Annotated in this window: 20 protein-coding genes; 16 read left to right on the forward strand and 4 right to left on the reverse strand. The window is 56.6% G+C overall.

Going from position 1 to position 22,801, the window contains the following annotated elements; translation table 11 throughout:
* Window positions 1–41: 41 nt before the first annotated feature.
* The 4 genes from AACY09_RS13640 (at window position 42) to AACY09_RS13655 (ending at window position 4,511) form a co-directional block, all read left to right on the forward strand.
* A complete protein-coding gene (locus AACY09_RS13640; RefSeq protein WP_339488780.1) occupies window positions 42–1,397 on the forward strand; it encodes a M16 family metallopeptidase in 1,356 nt (451 codons plus the stop codon).
* Window positions 1,390–2,853 carry a M16 family metallopeptidase gene (locus AACY09_RS13645; protein WP_339488782.1) on the forward strand — a complete coding sequence of 488 codons (1,464 nt, stop codon included), beginning with the start codon at window positions 1,390–1,392 and terminating at the stop codon, window positions 2,851–2,853. The genes AACY09_RS13640 and AACY09_RS13645 overlap by 8 nt, the downstream gene beginning before the upstream one ends.
* Window positions 2,853–3,452 (forward strand): 16S rRNA (guanine(966)-N(2))-methyltransferase RsmD, encoded by a 600-nt coding sequence (gene rsmD, locus AACY09_RS13650; protein WP_339488783.1) that lies wholly within the window; start codon window positions 2,853–2,855, stop codon window positions 3,450–3,452. Before AACY09_RS13645 ends, rsmD begins: the two co-directional genes overlap by 1 nt.
* A gap of 66 nt (window positions 3,453–3,518) precedes the next feature.
* The gene (locus tag AACY09_RS13655; protein ID WP_339488785.1) at window positions 3,519–4,511 is read left to right on the forward strand and encodes a hydrolase; all 993 of its coding nucleotides are present in this window, start codon (window positions 3,519–3,521) and stop codon (window positions 4,509–4,511) included.
* Here the strand turns inward: AACY09_RS13655 and AACY09_RS13660 are convergent.
* Complete coding sequence (locus AACY09_RS13660) at window positions 4,508–5,167, reverse strand: TetR/AcrR family transcriptional regulator (protein WP_339489363.1); 660 nt, start codon at window positions 5,165–5,167, stop codon at window positions 4,508–4,510. The two genes, AACY09_RS13655 and AACY09_RS13660, sit on opposite strands and share 4 nt — an antisense overlap.
* Window positions 5,168–5,437: 270 nt before the next feature.
* Here AACY09_RS13660 and AACY09_RS13665 point away from each other — a divergent pair, with 270 nt between their 5' ends.
* The 6 genes from AACY09_RS13665 (at window position 5,438) to ggt (ending at window position 11,996) form a co-directional block, all read left to right on the forward strand.
* Window positions 5,438–6,868 (forward strand): coniferyl aldehyde dehydrogenase, encoded by a 1,431-nt coding sequence (locus AACY09_RS13665; RefSeq protein ID WP_339488787.1) that lies wholly within the window; start codon window positions 5,438–5,440, stop codon window positions 6,866–6,868.
* Window positions 6,869–6,931: 63 nt separating this feature from the next.
* Window positions 6,932–7,477, forward strand: coding sequence for a twin-arginine translocation signal domain-containing protein (locus AACY09_RS13670; RefSeq protein WP_339488788.1), 546 nt, complete (start codon window positions 6,932–6,934; stop codon window positions 7,475–7,477).
* Window positions 7,478–7,544: 67 nt separating this feature from the next.
* Window positions 7,545–9,140, forward strand: a complete 1,596-nt coding sequence (locus AACY09_RS13675) for a GMC family oxidoreductase (protein WP_339488789.1) — start codon at window positions 7,545–7,547, stop codon at window positions 9,138–9,140.
* Between the two features lie 150 nt (window positions 9,141–9,290).
* Window positions 9,291–9,770 (forward strand): pantetheine-phosphate adenylyltransferase, encoded by a 480-nt coding sequence (gene coaD, locus AACY09_RS13680; RefSeq protein ID WP_339488791.1) that lies wholly within the window; start codon window positions 9,291–9,293, stop codon window positions 9,768–9,770.
* A gap of 177 nt (window positions 9,771–9,947) precedes the next feature.
* Window positions 9,948–10,199, forward strand: a complete 252-nt coding sequence (locus AACY09_RS13685; protein ID WP_339488794.1) for a YfhL family 4Fe-4S dicluster ferredoxin — start codon at window positions 9,948–9,950, stop codon at window positions 10,197–10,199.
* Between the two features lie 102 nt (window positions 10,200–10,301).
* Window positions 10,302–11,996 (forward strand): gamma-glutamyltransferase, encoded by a 1,695-nt coding sequence (gene ggt, locus AACY09_RS13690; protein WP_339488796.1) that lies wholly within the window; start codon window positions 10,302–10,304, stop codon window positions 11,994–11,996.
* Window positions 11,997–12,137: 141 nt separating this feature from the next.
* Here the strand turns inward: ggt and AACY09_RS13695 are convergent, their stop codons facing one another.
* The 3 genes from AACY09_RS13695 to ehuR all read right to left on the reverse strand — a co-directional run bounded on the left by AACY09_RS13695 (window position 12,138) and on the right by ehuR (window position 15,515).
* Entirely contained in the window at window positions 12,138–13,415 is a 1,278-nt protein-coding gene (locus tag AACY09_RS13695; RefSeq protein ID WP_339489365.1) for a TRAP transporter large permease, read from the reverse strand.
* Window positions 13,416–13,431: 16 nt separating this feature from the next.
* Entirely contained in the window at window positions 13,432–13,968 is a 537-nt protein-coding gene (locus tag AACY09_RS13700) for a TRAP transporter small permease (protein ID WP_339488799.1), read from the reverse strand.
* Between the two features lie 146 nt (window positions 13,969–14,114).
* Window positions 14,115–15,515, reverse strand: a complete 1,401-nt coding sequence (gene ehuR / locus AACY09_RS13705) for a MocR-like ectoine utilization transcription factor EhuR (RefSeq protein ID WP_339488802.1) — start codon at window positions 15,513–15,515, stop codon at window positions 14,115–14,117.
* A 270-nt stretch (window positions 15,516–15,785) separates the two neighbouring features.
* Between ehuR and doeA the strand changes: the two genes are divergently transcribed.
* The 6 genes from doeA to AACY09_RS13735 all read left to right on the forward strand — a co-directional run bounded on the left by doeA (window position 15,786) and on the right by AACY09_RS13735 (window position 22,777).
* Window positions 15,786–16,973, forward strand: coding sequence for an ectoine hydrolase DoeA (gene doeA / locus AACY09_RS13710; RefSeq protein ID WP_339488803.1), 1,188 nt, complete (start codon window positions 15,786–15,788; stop codon window positions 16,971–16,973).
* Window positions 16,974–17,055: 82 nt separating this feature from the next.
* Complete coding sequence (doeB, locus tag AACY09_RS13715) at window positions 17,056–18,042, forward strand: N(2)-acetyl-L-2,4-diaminobutanoate deacetylase DoeB (RefSeq protein WP_339489367.1); 987 nt, start codon at window positions 17,056–17,058, stop codon at window positions 18,040–18,042.
* Window positions 18,043–18,080: 38 nt separating this feature from the next.
* Window positions 18,081–19,115 (forward strand): TRAP transporter substrate-binding protein, encoded by a 1,035-nt coding sequence (locus tag AACY09_RS13720; protein WP_339488804.1) that lies wholly within the window; start codon window positions 18,081–18,083, stop codon window positions 19,113–19,115.
* Between the two features lie 79 nt (window positions 19,116–19,194).
* Entirely contained in the window at window positions 19,195–19,671 is a 477-nt protein-coding gene (locus AACY09_RS13725) for an Lrp/AsnC family transcriptional regulator (protein WP_339488805.1), read from the forward strand.
* A 171-nt stretch (window positions 19,672–19,842) separates the two neighbouring features.
* A complete protein-coding gene (locus AACY09_RS13730; RefSeq protein WP_339488806.1) occupies window positions 19,843–21,315 on the forward strand; it encodes an NAD-dependent succinate-semialdehyde dehydrogenase in 1,473 nt (490 codons plus the stop codon).
* 55 nt (window positions 21,316–21,370) lie between these two features.
* The gene (locus AACY09_RS13735) at window positions 21,371–22,777 is read left to right on the forward strand and encodes an aspartate aminotransferase family protein (protein WP_339488807.1); all 1,407 of its coding nucleotides are present in this window, start codon (window positions 21,371–21,373) and stop codon (window positions 22,775–22,777) included.
* Window positions 22,778–22,801: the final 24 nt, after the last annotated feature.

Below are 22,801 nucleotides of genomic sequence, written 5' to 3' on the forward strand. Positions count from 1 at the left end.
TCCTAACCTGGCGAACCTTTATCTTCGGTGACCACCCCCTTATGAATACGATTGCCCGCCGCGCTACCGGCTTGCTGATGGGTATGCTTTGCATACCGCTCTCAGCATTTGCCGCCGAGCCCCAAGCCACTCATGAGTTCAGCCTCGATAATGGCCTCAAGGTTATTGTCCGCGAGGATCACCGCGCGCCAGTAGTGGTTTCCCAGCTCTGGTACAAAGTGGGTTCCAGCTTTGAGACTCCTGGGCGCACCGGTCTTTCACACGCCCTTGAGCACATGATGTTCAAAGGCAGCAGCAAACTCGGCCCAGGCGAAGCGTCCCATGTATTGCGCGACCTCGGCGCTGAAGAAAATGCCTTTACCAGCGATGACTACACCGCCTATTACCAAGTGCTTGCCCGCGACCGCCTAAGCGTTTCGATGGAGCTTGAAGCCGACCGCATGGCCACATTGAAACTGCCTCCCGAGGAGTTCAAGCGCGAAATAGAAGTGATCAAAGAAGAACGCCGCCTGCGCACAGATGACAAGCCGAGCAGCTTGGCTTACGAACGCTTCAAGGCCATGGCCTACCCTGCCAGCGGCTATCACAACCCGACGATCGGCTGGATGGCCGACCTGCAGCGCATGAGCGTTGATGAGCTGCGTCAGTGGTATGAATCTTGGTACGCGCCGAATAACGCCACCCTGGTGGTGGTGGGTGATGTCAGCGAAGCTGAAGTTAAAAAGCTCGCGCAGAAATACTTTGGCCCGATTCCGAAGCGCGCCGTGCCGTCGGTCAAGATCCCTAAGGATCTCGACGAGCCCGGTGAGCGCCGCCTGACCCTGCACCTCAAGACCCAACTGCCGAGCCTGATGATGGGCTTCAACGTGCCGGGCCTGGCCACCGCTGAAAAGCCACGCAATGTGCATGCCCTGCGCTTGATCGCAGCCCTGCTTGACGGCGGCTACAGTGCACGCCTGCCGACTCACCTTGAGCGCGCCCAGGAGCTGGTCTCTGGAGCATCGGCCTGGTATGACCCCTATCCGCGTGGCGACAGCTTGTTCATGCTGACGGCCACACCGAACACGCAAAAAGGTAAAACCATCGAGCAAACCGAAGCCGGCCTGTGGAAGGAATTGCAGGACCTGCAAAACAACCCGCCATCGGCTGAAGAAGTGGCCCGGGTAAGGGCGCAAGTGATTGCAGGCCTGGTCTATGAGCGTGACTCGATCACCAGCCAAGCCACCTCCATTGGGCAACTGGAGACAGTTGGCCTGTCCTGGAAGTTGATGGATAAAGAGCTCAGCGAGCTCGAAGCCGTAACCCCAGCAGATATCCAAGAGGCGGCGAAGAAATTCTTTACCCACGACCGCCTCAGCGTCGCCTATGTTTTGCCAGAGGAGAAGAGCGATGAATAAGCGCAATTACCTGCGCCCAGGCTTGTTAAGTCTGGCCTTGTTGTCAACGCTCTCGATTACCAGCCTCAGTGCCAACGCCGAGTCCGCTGATGCGAAAAGCGGCAGCAAGCTGCAGTCCCTCAGCGAAATGAGTGAGACTGTCAGCCACCGTCAACTGGACATCCAGATCTGGAAAACCAGTGAAGGCGCAAAGGTTCTGTTTGTTGAAGCGCACGAACTGCCAATGTTTGACCTACGCCTGACCTTTGCGGCTGGCAGCAGCCAGGATGGCGACGCCCAGGGTCTGGCCATGCTCACCAACGCCATGCTCAATGAAGGCGTACCGGGCAAAGATGTCGGCCAAATTGCCGCCGGTTTTGAAGACCTCGGCGCAGATTTCAGCAACGGTTCGTACCGCGACATGGCAGTTGCAGGCTTGCGTAGCCTGAGCGCGAAAAAAGAACGCGAACCCGCGTTAACCCTGTTTAATCAGGTGATCGGCCAGCCGACATTCCCCAAAGACTCATTCGCCCGAATCAAGAATCAGGTGCTTGCCGGCTTCGAATACCAGAAGCAGAACCCAGGCAGCCTGGCCGGCATTGAGTTGTTCGAGAAGCTCTATGGCAAGCACCCCTATGCCCACCCAAGTGACGGCACTGAGAAGTCCATTCCGCCCATCACTGTTGAGCAGCTGGAAGCCTTTCATGCCAAAGCCTACAGTGCTGGCAATACGGTTATCGCCCTTGTGGGCGACCTGAGTCGCAGTGAAGCTGAAGCGATTACCGCAAAAGTCTCTGCGGCACTGCCAAAAGGCCCGGCGTTGCCTGCGATTGCTGAGCCGCAAAAGCCTGTCGCCAGCAGCAACCACATCGAGTTCCCCTCCAAGCAAACGCACCTGATGCTGGCACAACTTGGCATCGACCGTGCTGATCCGGATTACGCGGCGCTGTATATGGGCAACCAGATTTTTGGCGGCGGTGGCTTCGGCACCCGCTTGATGGAAGAGGTTCGCGAGAAGCGCGGCTTGACCTACGGGGTTTACTCAGGCTTCACCGCAATGCAGGTGCGCGGTCCATTTATGATCAACTTGCAAACCCGTGCAGAGCTTAGCGAAGGCACGCTGAAACTGGTCAAGGACCTGCTCCGCGACTACCTGAAAAACGGCCCAACCGAGAAAGAGCTGGACAATGCCAAGCGCGAAATGGCCGGCAGCTTCCCGCTATCCACTGCGAGTAACTCAGCGATTGTCGGCCAGTTAGGCGCTATCGGCTTCTATAATCTGCCACTCGACTACCTCGAAACCTTTATGCAGAAAGTTCAGGCACTGACCGTCGAGCAGATTAAAACCGCCATGGCCAAACACCTTGACCCAGATGCACTGGTCATAGTCACCGCCGGCCCGACAGTGGCCCAGCAACCCTTGCCGCCACCTACTGACACCCCGGCCGAGCAACCACTTGGCGTTCCGGAGCATTAATGAGCAAACAAGCTAGCAGAACAGGGGCCCACGGCGGGCTCGGCCATGTACGCATTATTGGTGGCGAGTGGGGCTCACGACGCTTCACTTTCCCTGATGCGCAGGGCCTGCGACCAACACCTGATCGCGTGCGCGAAACCCTGTTCAACTGGTTGGCACCGTACATCGAGGGCGCGCGGGTACTCGACCCCTTTACCGGTAGCGGCGCGCTGTATCTCGAAGCGCTGTCTCGCGGAGCGGCCAGCGCGCTGGCACTCGACTTGAACCCAGACTCAGTTGCATCGCTGCGCGGCCACCTGCAAACCCTGCGCTGTGAAAATGGCCAACTGCTGCAAAGTGATGCACTTAATTACCTGCAGAACCAGCCTGCGACTGGGTTTGATGTGGTCTTTCTCGACCCACCCTTTCACCAGGACTTACTGGTTCCGGCCTGCGAGTTGCTCGAGTCCCGCGGCTGGCTAAGCGATGATGCCTGGGTCTATTGTGAAAGCGAGAAGGCGCCGTCGAAGCTGGGTTTACCGGGAAACTGGCGCTTACACCGTGAGAAAAAGTCCGGACAGGTCTATTACTCATTATGGGAGCGATCACTCGCTGCCTGAAATACGGCCCGCATCCGGTATGCGGGCTGAACACCAAGCCCATGTGTTCCTCCACTGGCAAACCGCATGAATACACCCTTCAAACCTGCATGGTGGCTTCCCAGCGCGCACTTACAGACGCTATGGAATTCCATGTGCCGCACGCCGCCAAAACTCGAACGTCACCGCGAGCGGATGTGGCTTGAAGACGGTGATTTTCTCGATATGGACTGGTACGGTCCGCACCAGGCCGACACTCCACTGGTCCTGCTGCTGCACGGCTTGACCGGTTCATCCAGCTCGCTGTACATACTTGGCGTGCAACAGTCCCTCGCCGCCCAGGGCTGGGCCAGCGTTGCCTTGAATTGGCGCGGCTGTTCGGGAGAACCCAACCTATTACCCCGTGGCTACCACTCCGGCGCCAGCGAAGACTTGGCTGAAGCCGTCAAGCACCTGCGCGCGCAGCGGCCTATGGCACCGCTCTACGCGGCGGGCTATTCGCTGGGCGGCAATGTACTGCTCAAATACCTGGGCGAAACGGGCGAAGCAAGCCAGTTGCAAGGCGCGATTGCGGTGTCGGTTCCATTCAGGCTCGACCAGTGCGCAGACCGAATCGGCATGGGCTTCTCAAAGGTGTACCAGGCGCACTTTATGCGTGAGATGGTCGCCTACATCAAAGACAAACAGCGCCTGTTCAGCCACAGCGGCCAGGCCGATCAGCTGTCGATCATCGACAAGCTAGGCCCGCTTGATGGCATGCGAACTTTCTGGGACTTTGATGGCAAAGTTACCGCACCACTCCATGGATTCAGCGATGCAGAGGATTATTACAAGCGCTCTTCGAGCCGCTACTTCCTCGGCAAAATTTGCACGCCGACCTTGTTGATTCAAGCCAAAGACGACCCGTTCGTGTTCCCGCACAGCCTGCCAGAGCCCCATGAACTTGCCCAGTGCATCGAATTTGAATTGCACAGCAAAGGGGGACATGTTGGGTTCATTGAAGGCACACCGCAGCGTCCGGACTATTACCTTGAGCGGCGTATTCCGCAGTGGTTTGGCCAGCGTGCAGGGCGCGACTAAATCAGCTCATCGAGGGGAACATAATAGGTCTGATGAAGGGTTTCGACCTCAGCCCGTGCCGACGGAGCAATAAATCCGACCTCTAGCGCCAGCACCTGGTAGATACCGCGCCGCAGCATCTGCTCGCTGAGATCCCCAGAGGTGCGGTGCGCGGTACACAAAAAGCGTACCCACGAGGTGAGGATAATCCAGCCATTTAGCGTCAACGCCTCAATCTGCAGCGTGGTCATCAACAGAATGCCAACATCGCTGAAGCCCTGGTAGATCGCCTGAGCACTGCGCACACAGCGCTGAGAAAATGCCTGATAGCGCTCAGACAGCAGCGGATCACTGTCGAGCAGATGCTCAAGATCGCGGTGTAGAAATCGATACCGCCACATCGCTTCGAGCAATGACTCTAGGTAGAAGTTCTTGTCTGCAATGCTAGGCTCACGGCCTTCAGGCAAGCGTAAAAAGCCCTCTACGTCAGACTCGTAACGACTAAATATCTCAGCAATGATCGCCTGCTTATTGCCGAAGTGGTAATACAGATTGCCAGGTGAAATCGCTAAAAACTCAGCGATATGGTTGGTCGTAACGCTACGCTCGCCCTGACTGTTAAAGAGTTCAAGACTGGCTTGGATGATCCGTTCACGGGTTTTCGGCGCAGCTGCCATAAGCAACAAGATCTCACTACATAATCAGAATTTACCGCTCTTAAGAGCAGTACAGCTTGGGCGAAAGATACAGGTAGAGGCAGAAGAAGTGTTACCGCACAGGCCGTTTCAACAAAGATTCACCGCCTCGCCCCAACTTTTTGTCCAGCTACGCGACACAGCTTTAAACACTATGCTATTTGACATCCTAGAGTAATTGCTCTAAAAATTCACCTCAACGCGTCTTAGCCTTGTGCTAGTGCCCAAACAAGAACAGCAGAGAGCATAATCATGGTCGCCAACGTCGCTTACCTCGAACAAAATCAAGAACAAATTAATCAGTTGGACGGCACACTAGCCCTGCAGCGCCAAGCTTATCAGGCCAACCCGATGCCGCCTGCCGAGCAGCGCATTCAATGGCTAAATGCGTTGTGCGAACTGATTAAAAACGAGCAGCAAGCGCTGATCAACGCTATCTCTACAGACTTCAGCAACCGCTCGGCAGATGAAACCTTGCTGGCGGAAATCATGCCCAGCCTGCACAACATCCATTACGCCACCAAGCGCATTAAAAAGTGGATGAAGCCTTCGCGACGCAACGTAGGCATGCAATTCATGCCGGCATCGGCCAAGGTTATTTACCAGCCGCTTGGCGTCGTCGGCGTTATCGTGCCGTGGAACTATCCCCTGTTCCTGGCCATTGGGCCACTCGTCGGCGCGCTGGCTGCTGGCAACCGGGTCATGATCAAGATGAGCGAGTCGACCCCCGCCACCTCGCAACTGGTCAAAGACCTGCTGGGCAAAATATTCCCAGAAGACCTGGTCAGCGTTGCACTGGGCGAAGCCGAAGTCGGCATGGCGTTCTCCAAGCTCCCGTTCGACCACCTGCTATTCACCGGTGCAACCAGCATCGGTAAACATGTAATGCGCGCGGCCGCTGAAAACCTCACTCCAGTCACTTTGGAGCTGGGCGGCAAATCACCGGCGATCGTCGCCAAGGATGCCCCTCTGGACGATGCGGCTGAACGCATCGCCTTCGGTAAAACCATGAATGCCGGCCAAACCTGCGTAGCACCTGACTATGTACTGGTGCCTAAAGGGCAAGTTGATGGCTTCATTGAGGCCTATCGCAAAGTGGTGCTGAAGTTTTATCCAACGTTAGAAAACAACCCTGATTACACGGCGATCATCAATGACCGCCAGCAAGCGCGCCTCAATGGCTACCTCAGCGACGCCGAGAGCAAAGGTGCCAAGCTGATTCCGTTGTATGCCAATGCGCAAGGTCGGCGCATGCCGCAAACCCTGCTGATCAACGTCAATGACGACATGAAAATCATGCAGGACGAGATCTTCGGCCCACTGCTGCCAATCGTGCCTTATGACCGCATCGAAGATGCTTTTGCCTACGTCAATCAGCGCCCGCGACCCTTGGCGCTGTACTACTTCGGTTATGACAAGGCCGAGCAGCAACGCGTGATGCACGAAACGCACTCAGGCGGCGCCTGCATCAACGACACCCTGCTCCACGTTGCCCAGGACGATATGCCGTTTGGCGGTATTGGCCCATCGGGCATGGGTCATTATCACGGTCATGAAGGTTTCCTGACATTTAGTAAAGCCAAAGGGATACTGATCAAACAGCGACTTAACGCGGCGAAAACCATCTACCCGCCTTATGGCAAGTCGATTCAGAAGATGATCTACAAGATGTTCGTGCGTTAAAACGACTCGCCGCTCAGGGCCTCGCTGTGAGCGGCGCATGCAACCCAGACGGTAATAATAAAAATGACAGACACCACTCTGAACAGCGCTGATCTGAGCCGCCGGGGCTTTTTAAAAACCGGGCTGATGGGCACAGCGTTGCTTGCAACAGCAGGACTCACTGCCACGCTCAGCGGTTGCTCCGCCAGCACGCCAGCCCAGGGCTTTCGCGTGCTTCGCACCGCCGATGTAGCCCTGCTCTCGGTAATCATCCCAGTGATCATCGAAGGTTCCGCACCTCCAGCGAATATGCCGCAAGCCGTAAAAGGCACCCTGCAAAGTCTCGACAACAGCCTCAGCTACCTTTCGCCTGAACTGCTGAAACTGACCGTGCAGCTGTTCGATGTGCTTGCATCACCGCTAACCCGCGGCCCGCTGACCGGGGTATGGGGCAGTTGGGAAAACGCCAGCACGCAGGATGTCCGTCACTTTCTGGAACGCTGGCAGAACAGCTCTATCGGCCTGCTGAAAATGGGTTACGACTCGCTGATAAAACTGGTGCTGATGAGCTGGTACAGCCGCCCCGAATCCTGGGCTCATTGCGGCTACCCGGGTCCGCCAACCGTTTAAGCAACAATGTGTTCAGTTGGGCCCAAGCGCCTACCTCTAATAAGAATCAAACAGAGAACTGCCGACTATGCCTGTACCTGATCTTTTTGCCGAAGGCCTGGCCCGCGGCTGGAAAACCCATAACGGTTCACGCCTTGAGCAAGACCTGACGCTGGAAGCTGACATTGTTATCGTCGGTACAGGCGCGGGCGGCGGCACCAGTGCTGAAATTCTCAGCGCTGCCGGTTACAAGGTTCTGCTGATTGAAGAAGGGCCGCTGAAAACCAGCAGCGACTTCAAAATGCTGGAATCCGAAGCCTACCCGACGCTCTATCAAGAAGGGGTCGGGCGCATGAGCAAGGACGGCGCCATCATGATTTTGCAGGGGCGTGCCGTGGGTGGCACAACCTTGGTCAACTGGACCTCAAGTTTCCGCACCCCCCACCAAACCCTCGAGCACTGGGCCAAGGAGCACAATGTCAAAGGCCACAGCGAGACTGAAATGGCGCCGTGGTTTGAGCAAATGGAGCAGCGTTTAGGTATCGCGCCATGGGCTGTACCGCCCAACGCCAACAATGATGTGATTCGCAGCGGCTGCGAGAAACTGGGCTACAGCTGGAAGGTTATTCCACGCAATGTCCGTGGCTGCTGGAATCTGGGATATTGCGGCATGGGCTGCCCGACCAATGCCAAACAATCAATGCTGGTGACCACCATTCCCGCCACGCTGGAAAAAGGCGGAGAGCTGCTTTACCTCGCGCGAGCCGAACGCCTGATCCACGACGGCAACAGCGTGAGTGGCTTGGAGTGCGTCGCCATGGATGAGCGCTGCGTAGCGCCCACTGGCCGCAAGATTCGAGTTAAGGCACGCCATTACATTCTCGCAGGCGGCGGCATCAACACCCCAGCCATTCTTAAGCGCTCTGAGGCGCCGGACCCTCACGACCGCGCAGGGAAACGGACCTTTATCCACCTGGTTAACTTCTCTGCGGCGCTGTTCGATAAAGTCATCAACCCGTTCTACGGTGCACCGCAATCGATTTATTCCGACAATTTCCAATGGAACCAGGGCACCACCGGCCCCCTCTCCTACAAACTTGAGGTGCCGCCGCTTCAACCGGCCCTGACCACGACACTGGTGGGCGAATTCGGCGTCGACAATGCCATGCGCATGGAGCAACTGCCGCACACCAATATGATGCTGGCGCTGATGCGTGATGGTTTCCACCCCGAAAGCGCAGAAGGCACGGTCGAGTTACGTGACGACGACAGTCCGGTCCTTGATTATAAAATGACCGATTACACCTGGGACGGCATTCGCCGCGCATTTCACAGCATGGCGGAGATCCAGTTTGCCGCTGGCGCGAAGTCGGTTATGCCGCTGCACGCCGACGGCCAATATGCGAAATCGTTGGCCCAGGTGCGCAGCCAGATCGACGACCTGAGCATGGAGCTCTACCGCACGCGCCTAGGCAGCGCGCATGTCATGGGCGGCTGTTCTATGGGAGAAGACGCCAAGCTGGCGGTAACCGACAGCCTTGGCCGCCACCACCAACTGAGCAATCTGTCGATTCACGACGGCTCGCTCTTTCCCACCAGCATTGGTGCCAACCCACAGTTGTCGGTTTACGGACTGACTGCCAAGCTATCCACCCTGCTGGCTGAGCGTCTGAAAACTGCTTAACGCCATCATCCGCAGCCCGATAAAAAGTTTTTTACTAACAACAACCCATCTAAAATAGGGCTTAGGCGCAGGGCAAAGCCACTCAGGCTTGGCCGCTGCGCACTGCTGCGCTACCATCCGACTCCCTAACGGACTCGCCAGGACGTCACGATGAATCGAGTGTTATACCCGGGCACCTTCGACCCCATCACCAAAGGTCATGGTGATTTAGTTGAGCGCGCTGCGAAATTGTTCGACAGCGTGATCATTGCCGTCGCGGCCAGCCCGAAGAAAAACCCTCTATTCCCGTTGGAGCAACGCGTTGCTCTGGCCCAAGAGGTCACCAAGCACCTGCCAAATGTTGAAGTGGTTGGATTTTCCAGCCTGCTTGCACATTTCGCCAAGGAACAAGGCGCCAATGTATTCCTGCGTGGCCTGCGTGCAGTGTCCGACTTCGAGTACGAGTTTCAACTGGCAAATATGAATCGCCAACTGGCGCCAGATGTCGAAAGCCTGTTCCTGACGCCGTCTGAGAAATACTCGTTCATTTCCTCGACCCTGGTCCGCGAAATTGCCGCATTGGATGGCGATATCAGCAAGTTTGTCCACCCAGCCGTTGCTGATGCCCTGAACCAACGCTTCAAGAAATAAACGCCTGTTCAGCTACACTAGGCAGGTACTGAAAGCGTGCGCCCTAAACCCAAGCTAGTGGCCCCATACCGCGCTGGCTTGGCGTGAACAATGGCGCATGTCGTGACAATCCGGCACAATTCGCGTCTCGAAGTTAGAAATCGTCGAAGCCGCTCGCCTCGACAGGAGCCGTACCGCATGTCCCTGATCATCACCGACGACTGCATCAATTGCGACGTCTGCGAACCTGAGTGCCCGAACGCAGCCATCTCTCAAGGCGAAGAGATCTACGTTATCGACCCTAATCTATGCACCGAATGCGTCGGCCATTACGACGAACCACAGTGTCAGCAAGTATGCCCGGTTGACTGCATTCCACTCGACGAAAATCACGTCGAGAGCAAAGATGAACTGATGCAGAAATACATGATCATTACCGGTAAGGCGTGATTCATCGCGGTATTTTGTCGCCCTGCCCCGTAACGGCTGATTACAGGTAATATGACCTGCGACCCAGTCAGACCTTCGCTGCGACAACAACCGACGGTTCCCATGACTCGACAGTTATTTCTCTGCGCTCTACTGCTCCTCAGTTCCTTCAACCTGCATGCCGCTACCCGCCCGGGTCAGGCTGCAGTGGCCAGCGCCCACCCTGCGGCAACCGTAGCAGGTGAAGAAACCCTGGCCCACGGCGGCAACGCCTTCGACGCAGCAGTAGCCGTCAGCGCAGCGCTGGCGGTGGTTGAGCCCTATAGCTCAGGTTTAGGTGGCGGCGGTTTCTTCCTGTTACGCCAAGCTGGCGAACAACCCACTTACCGATTTCTCGATGCTCGCGAGCGCGCTCCCTTGGCCGCGCACTCGGACCTGTACCGGCGCGACGGCAAGATCCAGCCCGAACTGTCTCTCAATGGCCCTCTTGCGGCGGCAATTCCCGGCTTACCCGCAGCCTTGGTCGAGCTTGCACAGCGCTACGGCCGCCTGCCCCTGAAAGACTCGCTGTTACCGGCAATTCGCCTGGCGCGTGACGGCGTATCCTATGACCGGGTATACCGTGAGCGTGCCAGTTGGCGTTTGGCAGCGATGCGCGACGACCCGGAAACAGCGCGCATCTTCCTCCACGATGGCGAGATTCCAAGCGAGTTTGGCTTGCTCCGTCAGCCCGATCTGGTGCGTACCCTTGAACGTATCGCTCGCGATGGCAAGGCGGGCTTCTACGGCGGTGAAACCGCGAGCAAGCTCGTCGATGGCGTGCGCAAGGCCGGTGGTATCTGGACCTTGCGCGACCTCAGCGAATATAAGGTGGTCGAACGCTCGCCGTTACGCTTCCCATTGGCTGACGGCCGCGAACTTATTACTGCGCCCCCGCCATCGGCTGGCGGTATCGCCATCGCCCAAAGTCTGGCGATGTTGCAACAGCTGCCATGGCAACAAGCTGAACCCGTGCAGCGCACCCACTTTGTGGTGGAAGCCCTACGTCGTGCTTATCGCGACCGCGGCCTGATTGGCGACCCTGATTTTGTAAAAAACCCCGCCCCACAATTACTCAACGGTGCTTACCTGACCAAACTCGCCGCTGGCATTGATCCACAACGCGCCACGCCAAGCGCCAGCCTGCCGCCAGCGGGCAAGCTGCATGAAGGCAATCACACCACCCATTTCACTGTACTCGATGCTGATGGCAATGCCGTATCGGCCACGCTGTCGATCAACCTGCCCTTTGGCGCCGCCTTCGTTGCCCCTGGAACCGGGGTGCTGCTGAACGATGAAATGGATGACTTTGCCGCTGATATTGACGGTTCAAATGCCTACGGCTTAACCGGCAGCCGCGCCAATGCGGTGGATGCAGGCAAACGTCCGCTGTCGAGCATGAGCCCGACATTTATTGAAAGCAGTGATGACTTCGCCAGCTTTGGCACGCCGGGCGGCAGCCGTATTCCAAGCATGGTGCTGTTATCGATTCTGCAATATCTGGATGGCAAACCTATCGCCACCTGGCCAAGCGTGCCGCGCTATCACCACCAGTATCTGCCGGATCTGATCGAGCACGAGCCCGCGACCTTTAATGCCAAACAGATCGCAGAGCTGCAGGCGCGCGGCTACAAACTCAAAGCGCTAGAGCGCCAATATGGCAATCAACAGGTGCTGTTCTGGCATAAACGCAGCAATTTGGTTGAGGCAGCCAGTGACCCGCGTGGCATTGGCACCGCGCAAATTATCAAACAGCTGCCCAGCGCCCCGGCCCCGTGAAGCCAAACGCATAATCTGCTGGTATTCGTAGGGAGCGACAAGGCGAAGCTTGGCCACCATCGCCCGCGAAAAAACCCGAGTATTCGAGAACGAAATGGCGGCCGAAAACAGCGCCGGTCACCTTACAGAAACATCTGCAGGCTAACGAAATGCTAGGTCGCGCAAGAACAAGGTGATCGGTGGAAACATGATCAGCAATACCGACATCAACATAAGAATGGCGAAGAACGGCAGGCTGCCACGAATCACTTCAAGATAAGGCCGTCTAAATACTGCAATGGCGGTAAAGATGTCGCAACCGAAGGGCGGCGTTGCTGAGCCTATGGCCGCCTGCAAGGTGATGATGGTGCCAACGAGTACCGGGTCGAGGCCCGATACACGCACTGCTGGTGCGAAAATGGGTACCAAAATCAGCATCACCACAATCGGGTCAACAAACATGCAGCCGATAAAGAACGCGACCGAAATAATCACCAGCAACTCGGTCGGCGACGCACTCATGATGCCGATGCCACTGAGAATCTGCTGGGGTATCTGGGCAAAAGAGATCACCCATGAAAACGCAGAGCCCGCCGCCACCAAAATAAATACCACGGCGGTGATAAGCCCCGTAGACAAGGCGATTGAAGACAGCTCACTGAGCTTGACCCGGCGGAATATCAGCACTTCAAGAATCAATGCATAGAGCACTGAAACAGCGGCCGCTTCGGTTGGGCTGAACACCCCGGTGTAAATACCGCCAATGGTCATCACCGGCAGCAGCAAAGGCAATATCGCCCGGCGACAGGTGACCAAACGCTGCATCCAGGTGAACTTCTCTCCAGATGGAATGCCGGTTATGCGCGCATAGATATAACAGTAGCCGCACAGCAAAACCATCAGCAGCAGGCCAGGGCCTATCCCTGCAATAAACAGCTCGGCAACCGAGGTCCCGGACACCACGCCATAGATGATCATGCCGATGCTCGGCGGAATCAGCAGAGCAATGTCGGATGCGTTGATGATCAATGCCATGGCAAAACTATCTTTGTAGCCCTGCTGCAACATCTTCGGCCGCATAATGCTGCCGACTCCCACCACCGTCGCCTGCGTTGACCCGGACAGCGCACCAAATAGCGCGCAACTCAATGCCGTGGTCACGGCCATACCGCCGCGTACATGGCCGACAAAGGCCATGGCCACATCAAGCAAGCGATTGGCTGTAGCACCACGGGTGATGATGTCCGCTGCCAGGATAAACATCGGCACCGCCACCAGCGCTGCTGGGCGTATACCGGCAATCATCTGCTGAATGATGAACTCCGGCCCCATGGTGAAAAACAGGGTAAAGCCAGCCGCCGAGGCAGCCAGCAATGTGGTCATCATCGGAAAACCGCAAAGCAGAAGCACCAGCATGATAAGTAACAGCGTGGTCGTCATATCCATGGGTGCGGGCTCAGTGCTGCGAAGGGATGGTGGCGTCGACGTGCAGTGCTGGAGCCTCGCGGCGCCCCAACAGGACTTGCAGTTGGATGTAGGCGTGGCGCGCAAACTGCAACCCCGTCATGCCCAACCCAAAAGGGATCACCACATAGATGTAATGCAATTGCACCTGAAGCGCTGGCGATGAGCGGCCAACTTTCGCTGCAGACTCTACATAGGCTATCGACGCCCACGTCAGCCAAAACATCAAAGCGGCGGTGAGTGCATTGATAGTCAGCAGGGTGGCAGCTGCGGGCTTGCCGGTGAGGTGCTCGATAAATGCGTTCATGCTGATGTGTCGGCTGTTGCGCGCGGCATAGCTGCAGCCAACGAAGGTTACAAAAATCAGCAGAAACTGATTGAGCTCTTCAGAGAAGTAGATGCTCTGGTTGAACAGATAACGTCCGAACACGTTGCCGACCGAATTGAGCGCCATGAGCAAAATGCCGCTGGCGAGGATGAAGGCTTCAAGCTTTTCCAGCATCCGATCCAACTTACGCAGCCAAGACATAGCTACCTCCGGCCCGGCTCAAATGAGCGGACACTGTTCTTGTTGTGGAGGCCAAACCTTATAACCGAGAAAAAATCATGTCAATTATTTATTTGAATCATTACAAATGCTCGATAACCGGGCACTTGTAATGATTATGCCCTGCTTTAGAACACAAAATGCATCGGTGGAGGCGTTTCGGCCATCAGCCCATTCAGGGTGGTTAGACCGGCGACAACCCGCGAACGACTTTGCTCTGCCCCCACGCTAATGCGCACGCGCTGATTGCTCCGGTCAGCAGCCGCGAGGAAGGGCTCGGCGGGGAAAATCATGACCCCTTCTTGTCGCGCGCGACGGGCAAACTTCTCGGGTGACCAATGCCCAGGCAGCTCCGCCCAGATGTGCATGCCATTGGGATCGGCCTTGAACTGACACGCGGTCAAGTGCTCGCGAGCCATGGCCTGGCGCACGGCAAACTCCTGCTGCTGGAAGCTCACCATACGGTCCAGGGTACCGTCCTGCATCCACCAACTGGCAATTTCAAATGGCATCAGCGTTGCCATCCAAGTGGTGCTGCGCAACCGGCCTATTGCCTGCTGCACCAGATTCGGTGGAGTCACCAGATAACCTGCACGCATGCCCGGCAGCGATATCTTGGTCAGGCTGGTCGCATAAAAACTGCGCTCAGGAATAAACGCCGATAACGGCGGGTGCCGATCAGGCTGCAGGGCGCCATAGACATCATCCTCAACCACGATCAAGTCGTATTTGCGCGCCACGTCAGCAATTGCCTGACGCCGCTCAATACCCATGGTGTCGGTGGTCGGGTTGTTCATCGTCGGAGTGCAAAACAGCACGCGAGCCCCGCCCTGCTTGCAGGCTGTCTCTAATGCCTCCGGCAACAGGCCTTGGTCGTCGGCAGCCAAGCCCTTGAGCTTGAAGTGCAGGGTCTGCGCCAAGGCCATTAACAACATGCAGGTTTCCTGCTCACAGAGCACGGTATCCCCGGGTTTCAGCACCGTTGCCATGGCTATCGTCAGGGCATGTGCAGCGCCATTGCAGAACAGCATATGGTCAGGGTCAGCCGGCAGTTTTTGCTGCGCCAGCCAGTCACACACCACCTCGCGATGCTGAGTCAAACCCTGCGTCGGATGGAACGAGGTGATGAAGTCATCCCGGCCCTCGCGGGCCAATCGCTCAAGGCTTTCGCGATAAAGTTTGACGTGGCGTGGCGTACACACCGGGTGCGCTGTGGACAGATCAATGCCACGACTCGGGTCTTCATGCTCGTCGGTCGACAAGTAATCAGACTCATGGCTGACATGCCGGCTGCGGACAAAGGTACCACTGCCCACTTGCGCATAAATCGCGCCCTGCTTTTCAGCATGGGCATAAGCATTGCTAACGGTTTGCACGCTGACACCCAGCGTCTCCGCCAACTCACGGTGAGTCGGCAATTTGCTGCCAGGCACTAAGGCACCGGTATTAATGGCTTCAGTGAGTGCATTACCAATAGCGAGGTATTTCGGCTGGCCGGGGCGAAGAAAGGGCGCCAGGTCAATTGTCATAGTTCAATAAATCCCTTGACGATAATTGTAATGGTCATGATATTGATCCCGAAACGTATTGACCTGTATTTGTCCCAGTTACTTTAGCAGGCTTCAGTACAATTTCTCTATCGAGTGCGCGCAAGTAATAGCAGTGAAGCACCCGTGGAGGACTCATCGAAGCGCGCTCAGGCGTAAACCGATGGGTTGCAGCACAGGCGTCCGTCTGGCGTTGCCAACGGGCTGATTGAGTTCTGAGCGCATTGTTGCGTTCGTTATCGAGATGCTGTCATGAGTGAAATTGCTTTAAATTTCAGCCGTGAAGAGTTCGCCCAACGTCTGGCCAAGGTGCGCGCTGCCATGGCCACAAAAGGGATCACAACTCTACTTGTTCACGACCCATCCAACATGGCCTGGCTGACCGGTTATGACGGCTGGTCGTTCTATACACCACAGTGCGTGGTGGTGGGCGAGGAAGGTGAGCCTCTGTGGTTCGGACGCGGAATCGATGCCAATGGCGCCCGGCGCACCGTTTACCTGGCGGAAGAAAACATCAGCTCATACAGTGACAACTATGTGATGAACCCGCCCCATCACGCACTCGATTACCTGTGCGAGCAGGTACTGCCAGCACGCGGCTGGACCCAAGGCGTGATCGGCGTCGAAATGGACAACTATTACTACAGCGCCACCTCGCATCAGGCGCTGCAGCGCGGCCTGCCGCAGGCACGACTGGTAGACAGTACAGGGCTGGTCAACTGGTGTCGGGCGATCAAGTCCAGCCAGGAAATCGAATACATGGGGATCGCCGCGCGCATCGTTGAAAACATGCACCGGGCCATCCTTGAGATGATCGAACCGGGGCTGCCGAAAAACCTTCTGGTTGCAGAGATCTATCGCGTGGCCTGTACCGGCCATGAAGGCAAGTTCGGTGATTATCCGGCCATTGTACCGATGCTGCCCTCTGGCAAAGACGCCTCAGCGCCGCACCTGACGTGGGACGACCGGCCCTTCCTGAAAGGTGAAGGCACGTTTTTTGAAATTGCCGGGTGCCACAAACGCTACCACTGCCCGCTGTCACGCACTGTCTATCTGGGCGAGCCATCGGCGGCATTTCGCAAAGCTGAAGAAGCGATTAATGCGGGCTTGGAAGCGGGTCTTGCGATGGCTAAACCCGGCAATACCTGTGGCGATATTGCCCGCGAACTCAACAGCACACTGCGCCGTTACGGCTATGACCGTGGCGACAACCGCTGCGGTTACCCCATCGGTCTAAGCTACCCGCCTGACTGGGGCGAACGCACCATGAGCCTGCGTGAAAGCGACACCACGGTGTTGCAACCGGGCATGACCTTTCACTTTATGCCCGGCCTGTGGCTGGATGACTGGGGCCTGGAAACAACCGAGAGCATCCTGATTACCGAAACCGGTGCTGACACCCTTTGCGATTATTCGCGCCAACTGTTTGTGAAGGCTTGAGATGAGTATTGCAGCAACCAACATTTCGCCCGAGGCCGAACAGCAGGTGGCTAACCTAGCGGGAGCAGTCGCGGCAAGCACCATGAGCGTGACCGTTGATTTTACCCAGGACGGCATACAGCACGGCTTTCTGAAACTGCCCTACTCCCACGATTTGTCGGCGTGGGGCTGCATTATGATCCCCATCACCGTGGTCAAAAACGGTGAGGGTCCGACAGCCCTGATGACCGGTGGCAACCATGGCGATGAATATGAAGGCATCACCGCCCTGCTGAAACTGGCCAACGAACTGCGCGCAGAAGATGTGCAAGGCCGCGTGATCATCATTCCAGCGATGAACTATCCAGCCGTGCAAAACGCCAGCCGCACTTCGCCAATCGACAAAGGCAATATGAATCGCTCGTTTCCCGGCAATCCATACGGAGGGATGACCGAAAGGATTGCTGACTATTTTCAGCGCACACTGATTCCACTGTGCGACTACGCGCTGGATATTCACTCCGGCGGCAAAACCTTGGATATCCTGCCGTTTGCAGCAGCTCATCGTTTGCCAAACCCAGAGCAAGAAGCCAAATGTATCGAGGGTGCCAAGCTGTTTGGCACAGCCGCGAGCATGATCTTGTTTGAGTTGGATGCTGCCTCGCTGTACGACACCGCAGTCGAATCTCAGGGCAAAGTGTTCGTTACCACCGAACTGGGCGGCGGTGGCACCAGCACCCCGCAAACCATCGCCTTGGCAGACCGTGGCGTGCGTAACTTTCTCAAGTTTGCGGGCATCACCCAAGGCCAACTGGAGCCCGCGGACCAGCCATTAATCCAGCTGGATATGCCCGATGCCAGTTGCTACGTGCAAAGCCTGCATCGCGGCATTCTCGAACTCAATTTGAGTATCGGCGACCGCGTCCGTTATGGCGATTTGGTCGCACGGGTGCATGCATTTGAGCGCACCGGCACACCGGCGGTTGAGTACCGTGCAGAACGTGACGGTTTGCTGGTGGCAAGGCGCTTTCCAGCGCTGGTGGATATTGGCGATACCCTCGCAGTGATTGCCGACATAGTGGACAACTAACACAACCCTGCACTTAAAAAAATAATGGAGACAACACCATGAGAAAGTTCAGCACTCTGAAAAAAGCAGCGTTGGCAGCCGCCATGGGCTTGGTTCTGGCAGGCCAAGCGAGCTTGGCAGCGGCAGAAGAATGGAAGTTTGCGCTCGAAGAAATCAGCGGCAGCGTACAAGACGCCTACGCGCAAAAATTCAAACAACTGGTTGAAGAGAAAAGCGACGGTAAAATCACCGTGACCGTGTATCCGTACGGCTCACTGGGCGAGTCGGAAGACCTGACCGAATTGGTTGCCAATGGTGTTATTCAGTTCACCCACGGCTCCACCGGGATTCTCGGCTCCACTGCGCCATCCATGCAGGTGTTCTCGGTGCCATACCTGTTGTCACAAGACAACAAGGTCAACCTCAAGGTGCTCACCGAAAGCCCGACTATCTACGGCCCAATGGCGGACAAATTAAAAACCCGCAACCTGCGTCTGCTGACCATGTACCCGGAAGGCGAAATGGTCTGGACGACCAACAAAGAAATCCACAAGCCAGCGGATTTCGCCAACGTAAAAATGCGCGTAATGGCATCCCCCATGCTGGTTGAAGCCTACAAAGCCTTTGGCGCCGTGCCAACGCCACTGCCTTACTCCGAGGTTTATGGCGCGCTGCAGTTGAAGATGGTCGACGGTCAGGAAAACCCGATCTTCGCCATCGAAGAGATGAAGTTCTATGAGGTCAACGACGTGCTGACCTGGTCGGGCCAGCAGCAGTTCACCGTTGCAGTGCTGTCCAGCGAATCCTGGTATCAGGGGCTGCCTGCTGATCAGAAAAAAATTATCGATGACACCGTCGCCGAACTCGGCCCGTACATCTTCGATACTCAGGAGCAGTACAGCAAATCACGCTTGGAAAAAATCAAAAAGGCCAAGCCAGATATCAAGATCGTTCACCTGACCCCGGAAGAAAAAGAAGTCTTCCGCAAAGCGAGCCTGCCGCTGCGAGAAAAGCTGGTTGAACTGGCTGGTCCAGATGCTGGCACCGCTCTGAAGTCGTTGGAAAAAGAAATTTCCGATCTCGAAAAAAAGTAAGCGCTGAACCAGCAGCCGGCGAGATGTCTCGCCGGCTTTTTACATCAAGTGCGCAGCTTTTCTGCGCCGGAGCACGGGTATGCGTCTGGACAGTTACGACCTGAAGATTTTGCAAATTCTTCAGCACAACGGCCGTATCACCAAATCCAGCTTGGCCGACGCCATCAACCTGTCGATAAGCCCCTGCTGGGAGCGCGTCAAGCGCTTGGAGGAAGCCGGAATCATTCGCGGCTACGGCGCCCGGCTAAACCCCGAGGTGCTGATCAAGCGGACCTCGGTGATGGTCGAAATCAGCCTGAAACAGCACAACCGTGAAGCCTTTCAGCGTTTCGAACGCGCCATCAATGAGTGCCCCGAGGTGACCGAGTGCTATGCCACCGGCGGCGGTATCGACTACATCATCAAGGTCATGGCCCGTGATATCGACCAGTACCAACGCTTGATCGACCGTTGGCTAATGGCCGACCTGGGCATTGAACGCTACTTCACCTACATCGTCACCAAAACCATCAAGCACTGTGAGCCGCCTTTGGAAATAGACAGCGATCCGGGCTGAGAATCCGACCCAAAAAAACACCATGCTGAACACCTGCAAAGCAAAAAAAACACAGAGCAAAGCCGTTCGAAGAGAAAAAAACGATAGCCAATCCCTCCTAAAGTGGAAGCCATAAACACGCACCACGCCCCCCAATTAATTGCGGGCAGGCCAGTTGAGAGGATGCATTGCATGCACAACTTCGAAGATCCGCGTTTGATTCGTCAGTTGGCTTATATCAACGGCAAATGGACCGCAGGCACCACCGGTCGCGATGAAGCGGTAATCAACCCCGCCACCGAAGAAACCATTGGCCGCTGCACTCAGCTCGACGAACCGCAAATAGTGCAGGCGATTGATGCCGCGTCAGCAGCCTTTCCGGCGTGGCGGGCGATGTCACTTGAGGCCCGTGGCGCGATTCTCAACAAGTGGCACGACCTGCTGCTCGAAAACAAACAAGACCTTGCGCGGCTGATGACGCTGGAACAAGGTAAACCCCTGTTTGAAGCGCTGGGCGAGATCGACTACGCCGCTTCGTTTATCAGCTGGTTCGCTGAAGAAGCACGCCGTGCCTATGGCGAAACCATCCCTAGTCATATCAGCAACGCCCAACTCGGCAGCCTGCGCGAGCCCATTGGTGTTGCCGCCTTGATTACGCCATGGAATTTCCCCTGCGCAATGATCACCCGTAAAGCCGCTGCCGCGTTGGCCGCTGGCTGTACCGTGCTGGTTAAACCTGCTGGTGAAACGCCGCTTTCAGCACTGGCCTTGGCCGAGTTGGCGGAGCGAGCAGGATTCCCGGCGGGTGTATTCAACGTCATCGTCGGTGAACCGCAGATGGTTTCCAAGGTGCTTTGCGCCAGCGATAAGGTCAAAGCCTTGTCGTTTACCGGCTCGACCCGCGTAGGGCGTTTGCTGCTGGAGCAGTCTGCGGCGACAGTAAAGAAATGCTCAATGGAGCTCGGTGGCAATGCACCCTTTATCGTGCTGCCCGACATGGATGTTGAACAAGCGGCACAGGCGGCTATCGACGCTAAATTCCAGACCACCGGCCAGGATTGCCTAGCCGCAAACCGGATCTTCGTCCATCACGCCTTGTACGAGAAGTTCTTGGCGGCTTTCGCTCGACGCATGGGCGAGCTGATACTGGGAAATGGTTTGGTTCGCGGTGTCAATCAAGGTCCACTGATCAACCACAAAGCCGTGAGCAAGGCCCAGGAAATCGTCGACGATGCCGTGGCCAAAGGCGCCCGACTGCTGGTGGGCGAGCAAGATCAGGCGCCGGGTCGCAACTTCTTTGTGCCGACCTTGCTGGCCGATGTCACCCCTGAAATGCGCGTGTATCGCGAAGAGAACTTTGCCCCCATTGCCGGCGTGTTGCCATGGGACGACCTGAACCAATTGATCAGCCAGGCCAATGACACCGAATACGGCCTAGCCGCCTACGTTTACGGCTATGACATCCGCCAGATCTGGCAGCTTATGCGCGGCTTGGAGTACGGCATGGTCAGCATCAACTCAGTGAAGATGACCGGCCCGCCCGTGCCATTTGGCGGGGTCAAGCAGTCCGGTCTTGGCCGCGAAGGCTCAAGCCATGGCCTCGATGAATACACCCAAATCAAATACTACTGCCTGGGTAACTTGCCCAGTGTCAGCGGCTGTTAATTGCGCTCAGTCCGCTGAACGCCACCCTATCAACCTATAAACGAAGGACAGCATCATGACCCTCGACACCCAGAAAATAATCGAGATTGATCGCCAGAACGTGTTTCATGCTTCGACTCATCTCAAGCAACATGCCCACGGCGAAAGCCCGGCGCGCATCATTACAGGCGCTCAAGGCATCCGTATTCAAGACTCGCTCGGTAACGAATTTATCGACGGTTTTGCCGGTCTGTACTGCGTCAATATTGGTTACGGCCGCACTGAAATGGCTGAAGCCATTTACGAGCAGGCCAAGCAGTTGGCGTACTACCACACCTATGTTGGCCACACGACTGAAGGCATGGCGCAGCTGTCCGAGCGCATCGTCAAACTCGCCGGCCAAGGCATGAGCAAAGTCTATTACGGCATGTCCGGTTCGGACGCCAACGAGACCCAGCTCAAACTGGTTTGGTACTACAACAATATCCTCGGCCGCAAAGACAAAAAGAAAGTCATCTCCCGAGATCGTGGCTACCACGGTTCAAGCATCGCTTCAGGTTCAATGACCGGCCTGCCGGTATTCCATGCGCACTTCGACCTGCCACTTGAGCGGATCAAACACACTGTCGCACCGGTTTACTATCGCCGCGAAGATGACGGGATGAGCGAGCAGGAATTCTCGGTTTACTGCGCGCAAAAGCTCGAAGAGATGATCCTTGCGGAGGGCCCTGACACCGTTGCGGCCATGATCGGCGAGCCGGTCCTTGGCACCGGCGGAATCGTGCCACCCCCTAAGGGATACTGGACCGAAATCCGCAAAGTGCTGGATAAGTACGACATCCTGCTGATTGCTGACGAAGTAGTCTGTGGCTTTGGTCGTCTGGGCGTGGACTTCGGCTCGCAGTACTACGAAATGAAGCCTGACCTGATCACAGTCGCCAAGGGTTTGACCTCAGCCTACCAACCGCTTTCCGGGGTGATTGTCGGTGAGCGCGTCTGGCAAGTGCTTGAGCAAGGCACTGATACCTACGGCGCCATCGGTCATGGCTACACCTACTCCGGTCACCCAATGGGCATCGCCTCGGCGATCGCCAACCTGAATATCATCGACCGCGAAAACCTCACCGGCAATGCCCGCGATACCGGCGCCTACTTGCAGCAACGCATGCAGCAAACCTTCGGCGACCACCCGCTGGTGGGCGAGGCTCGCGGTATTGGCCTGCTGGCCGCCTTGGAGTTCTCCAGCGATCGCAGCAAGCGCCAGCACTTAGATCCGAACTTGAAAGTCGGTGCGCAGATTTCAGCCGCCTGCCTGGAAGAAGGCCTTATCGCACGCGCCATGCCCCATGGCGACATTCTCGGGTTCGCCCCGCCACTGATTGTCAGCCGCGATGAAGTGGATGACATCGTCGCCCGCGCCGAACGTGCGGTGAACAAAGTCACCGACAAATTGATTAGCAGCGGCGACTGGCAAGCCAAATAACAGCCGCCAGAGAACCCGGCCGGA

The sequence above is a fragment of the Pseudomonas sp. EL_65y_Pfl2_R95 genome, from assembly GCF_963971045.1.
GTDB lineage: Bacteria > Pseudomonadota > Gammaproteobacteria > Pseudomonadales > Pseudomonadaceae > Aquipseudomonas.